Raw genomic sequence first — 12,015 nt, forward strand, 5'->3', positions numbered from 1 at the left:
CCGGTCGACCGACTTGCTCCGCCGCCGAAACTCGGTGCCGGCGTGGGGGTTTATTGGCTCGCGGCGACCAGTTTCGAGGTATGGAGACGGCTTCGGTGGACCACCACGGACGGGAGACAGCCTATCGACACCGCGACGCGGGGGGCGAGGGACCGACGCTCCTCTGCGTCCACGGCAGCGGCGGCGCACACGGCGTCTGGCGCGGCCAGTTCCGCCTCGCGAGCGACTACCCGGTCGCCGCACTGGACCTGAGCGGCCACGGCGACAGCGACGACGTAGACGCCGACGCCGGCTACGAGACGCTGTCGGCCTACGTCGACGACGTGGTCGCCGTGGCCGAGGAGACCGACGCGAGCGTCCTCGTCGGCAACTCGCTCGGCGGCGCGGTCGCGCTGACGCTCGCGCTCGAACGCGACCTCGACCTCGACGCGCTCGTCCTCGCGGGCACGGGCGCGAAACTCGCCGTGCTCTCGGACCTGTTGGACTGGCTCGAAAACGACTTCGACCGCGCCGTCTCCTTCCTCCACGGCGAGGACAAACTGTTCCACGCCGACGACGAGCGCCTCGTCGAGGGCTCCAAAGAAGCGATGTACGACGCCGGACAGGCGGTCACCCGCCGAGACTTCCTGTCGTGTCACACGTTCGACGTGCGCGACGAGGTGAGCGAGATTTCGGTGCCGACGCTCGCGCTCGTCGGCGAGTACGACCGCCTGACGCCGCCGTCGTACCACGAGTACCTCGCGGAGACGATGCCCGACGGCGAACTCGGGACCGTCGAAGACGCCGCGCACCTCGCGATGCTCGAACGGCCGGCGGCGTTCAACGAGGCCGTGAAAACGTTCCTCGACCGCCGCGTGGCGTAAGTCGTCGCAACCGGGCGCGAGCGCGGGTCTCGGGGTCGCGCGCTCAGTACAGTTCGTCGAGGTCGTCTTCGACGTGGCTGTGTTCGTCCGCCGGGAACTCGCCGGCCTCGACGGCGTCCCGGTACGCGCCGACCGCCTTCTCCATCTCCGATTTCACGTCGCCGAACTGCGCCGCGAAGGGCGGGGTGCGGTCGCTCATGCCGACCACGTCGTCGACGACGAGCACCTGCCCGTCGCAGTCGGGGCCCGCGCCGATGCCGATTGTCGGGATGTCGATGGCCTCTGTGACCTGTTTCGCGAGGTTCGCCGGGACGTGTTCGAGGACGAGCGAGAACGCGCCCGCCTCGGCGTGGGCCTTCGCGAGGTCGAGAATCTCCTGTGCGTCGTCGCGGTCCGTGCCCTGCCTGCCGTAGCCGACCTCCTTGACGCGCTGGGGCGTCAGCCCGAGGTGGGCCATCACGGGGATGCCGAGTCGGACGAGGCGTTCGGTCAACTCGACGGTGTGGGGACCGCACTCCAGTTTGACCGCGTCGGCGTCGGCCTCCTTGAGCATCCGGCCGCAGTGCTCGACGCTCGACGCCTCGTCCACGCCGACCGAGAGGAAGGGCATATCAGCGACGACGAGGGCGTCGTCGGTCGCGCGCGCCACCGCGGCGGTTCGGCTCGCCACGTCCTCGACGGTCACCGGGAGCGTCGAGTCGTAGCCGAGCGCCGTGTTACCCATGCTGTCGCCGACGAGGACGATGTCGATGCCAGCTTCGTCGACGACGCCCGCGGTCGGCGCGTCGTACGCCGTGAGCATCGTGATGGGCTCGCTACCAGCCTTCGCCCGAATGGACCGTACCGTGACCATGCGTGCCGTTCGCGCGTCCGGGTTATCAGCGTCACCCTTGCGCGCCGCCGACCGCGAGTCGCCGGGAGTCGCGGCGGTCCGCGCCGTCCCGCGCCGGTCGCCCCGACCTGCGATTGAAGTAACACTTTACTTAGGAGGGCGCGCCTGTCCGAACGACGCATGCCCGCTTTAGCACCCTCCGAGCGCCGCTCGTCCCGCGGCATCTCCCCGGTCGTCGGCGTCTCGCTTCTCGTCGTCATCGTCGTCCTCCTCGCCGCGATGGTCGGGATGATGGTGATGGGGTTCGAAGACGTGCTCTCCGAGCCGCAACCGCAGGTGTCGTTCGACGTGGACTACCACCCCGACGGCGTCGACAACGGCGCGAACGGTGCGTACATCAACATCACCCACGAGTTCGGGAGCATCGAAGACGGCAGTCAGGTGTTCGTCGTCGACGACGCCAACAACCGCATCGCGTGGGAGGACGTGTGGACCGGCGACGAGCAGGTCGGTCCCGCCGGCGAGTACGCCCACATCGACGGTGCCGGCTCCGACAGCGCGCTCCGGCCCATCTGCGAGGCGGGCCAGCGCTACCGCGTCGTCATCGAACACGAAGGCGGGTCGTCGAGCGTCCTCGTCGACTACGAGATTCCGACCGAGCCGACCGCGACGAACGCCGCCTGCTGAGCGCCCGGGGTCGCGAGTCGGGCGCGCTCCGCGAGCGCGAACCGGCACGCATTAGCCGTCGCCGTGATACTGCTACCCGTGCAACCAGTCGAGCGCTCGAATCCGGACGGCGTCGATTACGGGTGGGTCATGCAGATGACGTTCGTCACGACGATTCTCGTCGGCTCGCCCATCGTCGCGGTCCTCTCGATTAACGCCGGCCTCCAGACGTGGGGCGCGCGAGCCGAGTTCGCGGTTCGCGTCGGCGCAGTTATCTGGTTCCTGACCGCCGTCGCCCTGTTCGTCTACGCCAAGCGGACCAACGCGGGCGACGGCGGGACGCCCCCCGAAGCGGAGTTGGACACCGACATCGACGCGGAAGACTGAGGCCGAGCAGCGGGCGACTGCGGGCGACTGCGGGCAAACGCGGGGGCGCGCCCACGGTGGCGACGGCGACCGCGGCGGCGCTCGCTCCCGGAAACTCTTTCACACGATACGGCGACGTTCTCGTATGATAGACGAGACCATCGAGGAGATTCGCGAGATGCAGACGCACAGCTCCTCGGTCGTCGCCGTCAAGGCCACGCGGGCGCTCGCGGAACTGACCGAGCGCGACTACGCGACCGTCGAGGAGTTCGAACGCGACCTCGAACGCAACGTCGGCGCGCTCAAGCGGGCGAACCCGTCGCACGCGTCGCTGTACAACGCCCTCCAGGACGTGCTTCACAGCGTCCAAGGCGAGGCGGACGACCTCGACGAGGCGCGGGAGCTCACCCTGTCGACCATCGACCGCGTGGTCGAGACCGTCGAGACGGGCAAGCGCCACGCGGCCCAACAGGCGGCCGCGACCATCGAAGACGGCCAGACGTTCCTCACCCACGACTACTCCTCGACGGTCATGGAGGCCGTCGAACTCGCCGTCGCCGACGGCGCGGAGCTCACCGCCTACGTGACGGAGGCCCGCCCGCGCTTCCTCGGCCGGAAGTTCGCGCGCGAACTCGCCGCCATCGACGACGTCGAGCCGCACCTGATGGTCGACGGCGCGTCCGGGATGTTCCTCCCGAGGTGCGACCGCGTCATCATCGGCATGGACTGCATCGTCGAGGAGACGCTCTACAACCGCATCGGGACGTTCCCGCTCGTCGCCGCCGCCAACGAGGTCGGCGTGCCGGTCACGGTCGTCGGTTCGGGCGCGAAAGTCGTCGACGGCGGCTTCCGCTTCGAAAACGAGATTCGCTCGCCCAGCGAGGTCATGCTCGAACCCGTCGAGGGCATCGAACTGGAGAACCCCGCCTACGACGCCACGCCGGTCGACCTCATCGACGAGGTCATCACCGACGAGGGCGTCATCGAGTTCTGAGCGGGCGGCGCGTCGCCCGCGGCCCGATTCGACTTCTCGCCGTTCGACCCGTCAGCCGAGGCTGACCCACTCGCCGGCCGCGTCGGAGCGCTCGATGGCGTCGAGAATCGACTGGACCTCGTAGCCGTCCTCGAACGACGGCGAGAAGTCGCCGCCGCCGGCGACCGCCGACAGGAACTCGTAGTTCTCGTGGACGAACGTGTGTTCCCAGCCGAGGACGTGGCCCGGCGGCCACCAGTGGTCGAGGTAGGGGTCGTCCTCGTCGGTGACGAGCACCGTCTCGTAGCCGCGGGCGTCGCCGGTTTTCACCTCCAGTTCGTTGAGGCGTTCGAGCGAGAACTGAAGGCTGCCCTCGGAGCCGTGAATCTCGATGGTGTGGTCGTTCTTGTGGCCGTCTGCGAAGCGCGAGGCCTCGAAGCTCCCGACCGCGCCGTTTTCGAACTCGGCCTGCGCGGTGTAGGCGTCGTCGACGGTCACGGGCCGGTACTCGTCCTCGCCGGGGACGGGCCGCTCGTCGACGAACGTCTGGAGATGCCCCGAGATGCGGTCGATGTCGCCGGCGCGGTCACCGACGAGGAACCGAACGAGGTCGATGGTGTGCGCGCCGAGGTCACCGAGCGCGCCGGAGCCGGCGGCGTCTTCGTCCATGCGCCACGTCCACGGCGCGTCGGCGTCGACGAGCCAATCCTGCAAGTAGCGCCCGCGAACGTGTCGAATCTCGCCGAGTTCGCCGCTCTCGATGAGTCGCTTGGCGTACCGGATGGCGGGCACGAAGCGGTAGTTGAACGCACAGCCGGCGACGCCGTCGGCCGCGCGGGCGGCGTCGCGCATCGCCTCGGCCTCGTCGAGCGTCGGCGCGAGCGGCTTCTCGCAGAAGACGCTGGCACCGGCTTCGAGCGCGGCGATGGAGGGTTCGGCGTGGAGGTGGTTCGGGCCGAGGTTGTAGAACACGTCCACGTCGTCGACCACGTCGCGCCAGTCGGTCGCGGTCGATTCGAAGCCGAAGCGCTCCGCCGCGTCGGAAAGCGCCTCCTCGTCGCGGCCGACGATGACCGAGCGCTCCACGTCGGGCGCGTCGGGGAAGAACATCGGCAGGCGGGCGAGCGCGTTGGAGTGCGCCTTGCCCATGAAGCGGTAGCCGAGGACGCCGATTTTGAGTGGTTCAGTCATGAATTACTCCGCCCAGTAGGCGTCGCCGGGTTGCGTTTCGAAGACGGCGCGCGAGAGCACGTCGACGGCCTTTTCGAGTCCCTCCGTGGACGACGTGAGCGCGTCCTCGTGTTCGATGGAGAGCGCGCCCTCGTAGCCGACCATCCGAAGCGTCGAGACAACGTCCTTCCAGTGGCCCTCGTCGTGGCCGTAGCCGATAGAGCGGAACAGCCACGAGCGGTCGGCGGTGTCCGCGTAGGAGGTCGTGTCGAGGACGCCCTTGATTCGGGACTCGGACTCGTACACCTTCGTGTCCTTCGCGTGGAAGTGGTGGATGGCGTCCGCCTCGCCGAGGAACCGAATCGCGTCGGTGATGGAGATGTCCTGCCAGTAGAGGTGCGAGGGGTCGAAGTTCGCGCCGATGCGCTCGTTGGTCGCCTCGCGGAGCTTCAGCATCCCCGTCGGCTCGTAGACGAGCATGTTCGGGTGCATCTCGATGGCGATGTCGACGCCGTGGTCGTCCGCGAACGCGGCGAGGTCGGACCAGTAGTCGACGGCGACCTCCCACTGGTAGTCGTGGGCGTCGGCGTGCTCGGTCGGCCACGGTGCGGTAATCCAGTTCGGCACCTCGTCGTTCGGGCCGCCGGCGGGGAGTCCCGAGAAACAGGTGACGGTGTTCGCGTCGAGGGCGTCCGCGAGTTCGATTGCCTCGCGGAGTTCGGTGTCGGCCTCGGCGGCCGTCTCCTCGACGGGATGCAGCGGGTTGTTGTGCGTCGCGAGCGCGCTGATTTGCAGGTCCCGGCTCTCGACCGAATCGAGGAGGTCGGCCTGCGCGTCGTCGTCCGCGAGGACGGCGCTCCGGTCGACGTGGTCCTCGCCGGGCCAGCCGCCGACGGCGAGTTCGACGCCGTCGACGCCGATGCCCGACAGATAGTCGAGCGCGTCGTCGAGGGGTTCGTCTCCGAGCGGGACGGTGAGCACTCCGATGTACATATCAACCACATATACTAGGAAGTGAATAAAAATTAAGGATACGCGCAAGGGGAGCGAGGAGGGCGCTGGCGCTCTCGAATCGGCGTCGAACGCGACGGTGTCGGTCGTTACCGGCGGAGGAACTCCGAGAGCTTCTCTCTGAGGCCTGCTTCCTCGCCGAGTCGGAGGTAGAACGCGGCCCCGCCGTCCTCGTAGTAGTTCTCGATGCGGCGGCGGACCTCGAAGCCCATCCGCTCGTAGAAATCGAGGGCGTTCGTGTTCGTCGTCCGGGCGTGGCAGGTCACGACCGGATGTTCGTCCGCGACCTCGGCGACGAGGCGCTTGCCGTAGCCCTCGCCGCGGGCGTCGGGCGAGACCGCCAGAAAGAGGATGTAGCCGTCGCGCCGCGTGGAGGCGAACGCGACGAGCGCGTCGTTCTCGTAGAGGAGATACGTGTTCGACCGCCGGTAGGCGTCCATGAAAAAGCCCCGTCGCTGCTTGAGGAGGCCCTCCTCGACCCGAATCCGCTCTTTCAGGTCCCAGGCCGCCTCGGCGTACTCGCGCTGGCCGGGGGCGTCGACCCGCATCTCCACGTTGACGCTCACGTCCCGTCGTAGCCGGAGCGAGAATATAACTCCACCGTCCGTCAGAACGCGTGGTTGAGGCCGCCGCCGTCAGATTGGATAGTCGTTCGACACGAATCGCCCGCGGACGACGGGGTTCGAGGCGCGCGCTCGCCGCCGACCGAAAGGACGAGGGTCGGCCGCGTCCGTCCCTCCGGTATGGGATTCACGCTCCGCGACCACACCGCCGACGTGGCCGTCGCGGCCGACGGCGAGAGCCTCGGTGCCGTCTTCGCCGCCGTCGCCGACGGACTCACCGCCGCCATGTGCGACGACCCCGCCGAGACGGGCGACCGATTTTCGTTCACCGTCCGCGCGGAGGGCCGCGAGGCGTTGTTGTTCGACTACCTCGACCAACTCATCTACGAGCGCGACGTGCGGGGCGTCCTCCCCGCGGCCCACGAGGCGACCGTCCGGCGGGAGGGCGACGAGTGGGTCGTCGAGGCGTCCGCGCGGGGCGTCCCCTTCTCCGACGTGGACGCCCGCGACGTGAAAGCAGTCACCTACTCCGAGATGCGACTGGAAGCGACCGACGCCGGCTGGGAGGCGTACGTCGTCTTCGACGTGTGAGCTGTCGGCTTCGTCTCCGTCGCGCCGACGGTCGCGCCGCGCGCCGCTCGTCGCGGGCGCTCGCGGCGTGACGGAATCCTATTGAGTCGCCGCGTCGATTGTCCGCGTATGGAAACACGCGAGTTCGGCGACATCGAACTGCGACGAGTTCGCGAGCACGTCTGGGAGATTCCGCAGGAGGGCGAGATGAACGCCCCCGCGCGGGTGCTGGCCTCCGAGGCGCTGCTCGACCACATCGGCGACGACAAGACGCTCGAACAGCTGCGGAACGCGACGCACCTGCCGGGTATCACCAACCACGCCATCTGCATGCCCGACGGCCACCAGGGCTACGGCTTCCCCGTCGGCGGCGTCGGCGCGACCGACACCGCGGACGGCTGTATCTCCCCCGGCGCGGTCGGCTACGACATCAACTGCGGCGTCCGCATGATGACGACGAACCTCACCTACGAGGACCTCCAGGGCCACGAGGAGGAACTCGTCGACGCCCTGTTCGAGGCCGTCCCCTCGGGACTCGGCGGCGGCGGCGTCGTCAAGGGCGACGCCGAGACCATCGAGGACATCCTCGCCCGCGGGATGCGCTGGGCGGTCGACGCCGGTTACGCCACGGACGACGACCTCGCCCACTGCGAGGACGAAGGCTTCCGCGACGACGCCCGTCCCGAGTTCGTCTCCCAGAAGGCGAAAGACCGCGGCCGCAACCAAATCGGCAGTCTCGGCTCCGGAAACCACTTCCTCGAAGTCCAGCGCGTCACGGACGTCTACCGCGACGACGTGGCCGAGTCGTTCGGCCTCGAAGCCGACCAAATCGTCGTCCTCATCCACTGTGGCTCCCGCGGACTCGGCCACCAGACCTGCACCGACTACCTCCGGCGCATCGAGCAAGAACACGCCGACCTGCTCGACGACCTGCCGGACAAGGAGCTCGCGGCCGCGCCCGCCGGCTCCGAACTCGCAGAGGAGTACTACGGCGCGATGTGCGCCGCCATCAACTTCGCGTGGGTGAACCGACAGCTCATCATGCACCGCACGCGCGAGGTGTTCGCGGACGTGTTCGACCGCGACTGGCGCGACATGGAGATGCGCCTGTTGTACGACGTGGCGCACAACATCGCCAAGAAGGAGGTCCACATGGTAGACGGCGAGGAGCGCGAACTCTACGTCCACCGAAAGGGTGCGACGCGGGCGTTCCCCGCGGGCCGGCCCGAACTCCCGCCCGCCTACGCCGACGTGGGCCAGCCGGTCATCATCCCCGGGAGCATGGGCGCGGGGAGCTACGTCCTCCGCGGCGGCGACCAGTCGCTCGACCTCACCTTCGGCTCGACGGCCCACGGCGCGGGCCGGCTCATGAGCCGAACGAAGGCGAAACAGGAGTACTGGGGCGAGACGGTGCAGGACGAACTCCGCGAGCAGGAGAAGATATACGTGAAAGCCCAGTCGGGCGCGACGGTCGCAGAAGAAGCGCCGGGCGTCTACAAGGACGTCGACGAGGTCGTCCGCGTCTCCGACGAGTTGGGCATCGGCGACAAGGTCGCGCGGACGTTCCCCGTCTGCAACATCAAGGGCTGAGTCCCCGACCCGACCGCGTTTCGCGGCTCAGGCGACGGTCGTCCCGACCGCGCGGCGCTTGTAGAAGTAGTACGCGAGCGCCGCGAGACCGACGAACACCGCGGTCACGCCGTCACCGACCGCGCCGCCCGAGAGGAGCGCCGAGACGACGCTCCCGAGACCGATGGCGAGGACGAGCAGGCCGCCGCCGAGAATCCACGCCCGCGAGTCGCGGTCGCCCTCGTCGTAGTGGCCGCGCTCGATGAGCGCCATCTCTTTTCTGTGTTCGAGGTAGACAACCGCGCCGGCGAACGCGAAGATGACGACGGCGAGGGCGACGAACGGCGCGAAGAACAGCGCGTCGCCGAGACCGAACGAGGACTGAACGGGTATCATACGTGAGTAATCGACGCGTGAGCTATTGAATACGAGATGAGACCTGCTCGCACGACGTGGATGGTCTCGCCGTCAAGCGACGAGATGGCCGGGCGACCGAGCGTGTGCGAGTCGCGGACGCGGACTCAGAACCCGCCGGGACCGCGCGGCCCCGCGTCCGGTCCTCGCGGGCCGGGCGGCCCCGAGGGGCCGCGTCCGCCGATGACGACGTAGTCGCTCTCGGGGACGGCTTCGACCTCGCGGCCGTCCTCGTATCTGACGAACGAAAGGTAGAACTCGCGGCCGCAGGGCGACGCCACTCCGGGCTGTTCGACGTCGTCGGCGTCGACCACGTCGCCGGTCCACGACAGGGGTGAGTCGCCCTCACTCGCACCCGCGTTCTCATCCGCGCCCTCGCCGCAGACGAACCGGACGCCCTCGGCGTCTTCGAAGTCGTCTGACGGGTCGGCGTACGCCCATCCTTCGAGCGGGTACGGCGTCACCGACTTGTCGGCCAGATAGACGTCGCGTTCGAGTTCGACGACCGCGCCGCAGTGCGGACAGTAGTACGAGACGGAGAATCCCATGGGTGAGCGTAGGACTCCGCGGGCTTAACGGCCGCGCCGGTGCGGAGATTTATCACGGATTCCGCGGCCAGCGCCCCCGTGCGTTGAGCATCGCCGCCGGGCGCAACGCGGGAGCGCGGCACGCCGCCCGGCGGAGCGACCGTGCCGCCTGTTTGCTCCCGTCGTAGCTTCTGCTCTGTTCAGACCAGTCCAGTTCCTTCGACCCTCGCTCAAACGCCGGTGGGACCGCCGTCGACGTATCTGAAGGCGACGCCGGCGCGGTCGGCCGTCACCTCGTCGCGGGCCGAGTCGCCGACGAACACGGCCGAGTCGGGGTCGACCGCCATGCGTTCGAGCGTCGTGAGCAACGGCTCCGGGTCGGGCTTGCGCGTCGCCACGCTGTCGCGGCCGACGACGGCGTCGACGTGGTCCGAAAGGTCGTGCACGTCGAGCGCGACCCGGCAGGCGTCCTCGGCGTTGAGCGAGCAGACGCCGGAGGGGACGCCGTCATCGGCGAGGTGGTCCGCGAGGGGAAGGCGGTCGGAGAGCCACGCGCCCTCCCGTTCGTGGGCCGCGAGCTCTCGCTCTAGGTCGTCGCGGACGCCGGCGTCGTCGGCCGCGTCGAGCATCTTCCAGAGGTCCAGCGAGTCGGCGTCGACGCCGGCGTTCCGTAGGACGGCCGCGGCGTCGCTGGCGGCGTCGTTCCAGTCGACGCGGAGGTCGACGAGCGTCCCGTCGAGGTCGTAGACGACCGCGTCGAACGCCGAGAGGTCGGGGAGCGTCATTGCCCGCAGTAGGGCACCGCGGGGAAAAGACGCTTCGGGCGAAGGCCTATACGGGACCCCGGCGTCGCTTCCCGCATGGCATCCGCGCTCCGCGACCGCCTCGCGCCGATCCTCCCGTCGCTCGTCGTCGCGGCCGGCGTCTTCCTCCCGTGGATACAGGTCGACCCGGCCCACGAGGGGCCGGTCATAGACGTCTACTACGGCGGCATGGGAAACGGGCTGGAACTCGTCCACGGTATCGTCCTCCTCCCGACCGTCGTTTTGCTCTCCGTGGCCGCGCTCGCCGGACGGCGCTCCCGACGCGCGGAACTCGTCGTCGGCGTCGTCGGGACCGTCGCAGTCCTGCGGTTCATCCAGCTGTGGGACGAGACGTTCGTCTCGGCGGCCGGCGCGTGGGTGACGCTCGTCGGCTGTCTCCTCCTCGCGGGCGTCGCCGCCGTCGACGTGGTCCGCGAGCGAAGGCTGCCGACGCTCGCCCGGAGTCCGTGAGCGACTCGACCGGCTGAAAAAGAGGTCTGCTCGCCCGTTCAGTCGAGGAGCGACCGCGCGATAATCTCTTTTTGAATCTCGCTGGTTCCCTCGTAGATGGTCGTAATCTTCGAGTCGCGGTAGTACCGCTCCACGTCGAAGTCGGTGGTGTAGCCGTAGCCGCCGTGGACCTGCACGGCCTCGTTGGTCACGTCGACCGCGGCCTCGCTGGCGAAGTACTTCGCGATGGACGCCGCGGTCCGCGGGTCGTCGCCGGCGTCGGCGACGCGGGCGGCCTCGCGGACGAGCATCCGCGAAGCGTGGACCTGCGTGCCCATGTCCGCGATTTTGTGGCGAACCGCCTGAATCTTCGAGATGGGCTTGTCGAACTGCTCGCGCTCGTTCGCGTAGTCGATAGCGTCGTCGAGCGCGGCCTGCGCGAGTCCCACGGCCTGCGAGGCGATGCCGATGCGACCGCCGGTCAGAATGCGGAAGGCCGCAGAGAGGCCCTTGCCCTCCTCAGTGAGTCGGTTTTCCGCAGGAATGCGCACGTCGTCGAAGAGCAGCGCCGTCGTGTCGGACGCGCGGAGGCCGAGTTTCTCCTCTTTCTTGCCGACCTCGTAGCCGGCCGACTCCGGAACGAGGAACTGCGTGACCGACGAGGGGTCGTCGGGGTCGGTCTTGGCGAAGAGGATGCAGACGCCGCCGCGCTGGCCGTTCGTTATCCACTGCTTTTTGCCGTTGATGACGTACTCGTCACCCTCGCGCCGGGCGACCGTCGACATCTCGGCGGGGTTTGACCCCGCGTCCGGTTCGGAGAGGCCGAACATGCCGACCGGTCGGCCGCGGACCATCTCGGGGAGCCACGTTTCCTTCTGTTCGTCGGTCGCGAACTCGGCGATGCACTCGGTGGCGAGACAGTGCACGGAGAGCGCGGTGGCGACGGCGAGTTGGCCGTAGGCGACCTCCTCGTTGACGACGGCGTAGGTGGCGCGGTCGGCACCGAACCCGCCGTACTCCTCGGGGACGGTCAGCCCGGTCAGGTCGAGGTCAGCGAGGCCGTCCCACACGTCCTCCGGGAACGCCTCCGTCTCGTCGGCCTCGCGCGCAGTCGGGCGAATCTCCTCGACGGCGAACTCGTGGACCACGTCGCGGATGGCCCGTTGCTCGTCGGTCAGACCCGTGGCAGACCCTACGGTTTCCATGGTGATGAGTACGGACCATCATTGAAAAAGATG

Annotated in this window: 15 protein-coding genes; 7 read left to right on the plus strand and 8 right to left on the minus strand. The window is 68.7% G+C overall.

Going from position 1 to position 12,015, the window contains the following annotated elements:
• Positions 1-80: 80 nt before the first annotated feature.
• On the plus strand, positions 81-863 hold the full coding sequence (locus tag E4P24_RS13695; RefSeq protein WP_115861763.1) for an alpha/beta fold hydrolase: 783 nt from the start codon (positions 81-83) through the stop codon (positions 861-863).
• 43 nt (positions 864-906) lie between these two features.
• Here E4P24_RS13695 and panB read toward each other — a convergent pair whose 3' ends face one another.
• On the minus strand, positions 907-1,716 hold the full coding sequence (gene panB, locus E4P24_RS13700) for a 3-methyl-2-oxobutanoate hydroxymethyltransferase (RefSeq protein ID WP_188148593.1): 810 nt from the start codon (positions 1,714-1,716) through the stop codon (positions 907-909).
• 159 nt (positions 1,717-1,875) lie between these two features.
• Here panB and E4P24_RS13705 point away from each other — a divergent pair, with 159 nt between their 5' ends.
• The 3 genes from E4P24_RS13705 (at position 1,876) to E4P24_RS13715 (ending at position 3,721) form a co-directional block, all read left to right on the plus strand.
• Positions 1,876-2,382, plus strand: a complete 507-nt coding sequence (locus E4P24_RS13705; protein WP_188148594.1) for a type IV pilin — start codon at positions 1,876-1,878, stop codon at positions 2,380-2,382.
• A gap of 129 nt (positions 2,383-2,511) precedes the next feature.
• Complete coding sequence (locus E4P24_RS13710) at positions 2,512-2,748, plus strand: DUF5822 domain-containing protein (RefSeq protein WP_006601514.1); 237 nt, start codon at positions 2,512-2,514, stop codon at positions 2,746-2,748.
• A gap of 124 nt (positions 2,749-2,872) precedes the next feature.
• Entirely contained in the window at positions 2,873-3,721 is an 849-nt protein-coding gene (locus tag E4P24_RS13715) for a translation initiation factor eIF-2B (protein ID WP_004061420.1), read from the plus strand.
• Between the two features lie 51 nt (positions 3,722-3,772).
• Here the strand turns inward: E4P24_RS13715 and E4P24_RS13720 are convergent, their stop codons facing one another.
• From E4P24_RS13720 to E4P24_RS13730, 3 genes are all read right to left on the minus strand, one after another.
• Entirely contained in the window at positions 3,773-4,891 is a 1,119-nt protein-coding gene (locus E4P24_RS13720; RefSeq protein ID WP_188148595.1) for a Gfo/Idh/MocA family protein, read from the minus strand.
• A 3-nt stretch (positions 4,892-4,894) separates the two neighbouring features.
• Positions 4,895-5,863, minus strand: a complete 969-nt coding sequence (locus E4P24_RS13725; RefSeq protein WP_004061416.1) for a sugar phosphate isomerase/epimerase — start codon at positions 5,861-5,863, stop codon at positions 4,895-4,897.
• Positions 5,864-5,970: 107 nt separating this feature from the next.
• Positions 5,971-6,447, minus strand: coding sequence for an N-acetyltransferase (locus E4P24_RS13730; protein WP_004061415.1), 477 nt, complete (start codon positions 6,445-6,447; stop codon positions 5,971-5,973).
• Positions 6,448-6,624: 177 nt separating this feature from the next.
• On the opposite strand from E4P24_RS13730, the gene E4P24_RS13735 reads away from it, so the two are divergent.
• Positions 6,625-7,035 (plus strand): archease, encoded by a 411-nt coding sequence (locus tag E4P24_RS13735; protein WP_115802815.1) that lies wholly within the window; start codon positions 6,625-6,627, stop codon positions 7,033-7,035.
• 108 nt (positions 7,036-7,143) lie between these two features.
• Positions 7,144-8,604 (plus strand): RtcB family protein, encoded by a 1,461-nt coding sequence (locus E4P24_RS13740; protein WP_115802814.1) that lies wholly within the window; start codon positions 7,144-7,146, stop codon positions 8,602-8,604.
• A 27-nt stretch (positions 8,605-8,631) separates the two neighbouring features.
• On the opposite strand, the gene E4P24_RS13745 is transcribed toward E4P24_RS13740, so the two are convergent.
• The 3 genes from E4P24_RS13745 to E4P24_RS13755 all read right to left on the minus strand — a co-directional run bounded on the left by E4P24_RS13745 (position 8,632) and on the right by E4P24_RS13755 (position 10,309).
• Positions 8,632-8,979, minus strand: a complete 348-nt coding sequence (locus E4P24_RS13745) for a hypothetical protein (RefSeq protein WP_188148596.1) — start codon at positions 8,977-8,979, stop codon at positions 8,632-8,634.
• A gap of 125 nt (positions 8,980-9,104) precedes the next feature.
• Positions 9,105-9,545, minus strand: coding sequence for a hypothetical protein (locus E4P24_RS13750; RefSeq protein ID WP_188148597.1), 441 nt, complete (start codon positions 9,543-9,545; stop codon positions 9,105-9,107).
• A gap of 209 nt (positions 9,546-9,754) precedes the next feature.
• Positions 9,755-10,309, minus strand: a complete 555-nt coding sequence (locus E4P24_RS13755; protein ID WP_004042913.1) for an HAD family hydrolase — start codon at positions 10,307-10,309, stop codon at positions 9,755-9,757.
• 75 nt (positions 10,310-10,384) lie between these two features.
• Between E4P24_RS13755 and E4P24_RS13760 the strand changes: the two genes are divergently transcribed.
• Positions 10,385-10,798, plus strand: a complete 414-nt coding sequence (locus tag E4P24_RS13760) for a hypothetical protein (protein WP_115861749.1) — start codon at positions 10,385-10,387, stop codon at positions 10,796-10,798.
• Between the two features lie 38 nt (positions 10,799-10,836).
• On the opposite strand, the gene E4P24_RS13765 is transcribed toward E4P24_RS13760, so the two are convergent.
• A complete protein-coding gene (locus E4P24_RS13765) occupies positions 10,837-11,982 on the minus strand; it encodes an acyl-CoA dehydrogenase family protein (RefSeq protein WP_188148598.1) in 1,146 nt (381 codons plus the stop codon).
• Positions 11,983-12,015: the final 33 nt, after the last annotated feature.

Origin of the sequence: Haloferax sp. AS1, assembly GCF_014530665.1 — an archaeon.
Taxonomy (GTDB): Archaea; Halobacteriota; Halobacteria; order Halobacteriales; family Haloferacaceae; genus Haloferax; species Haloferax volcanii.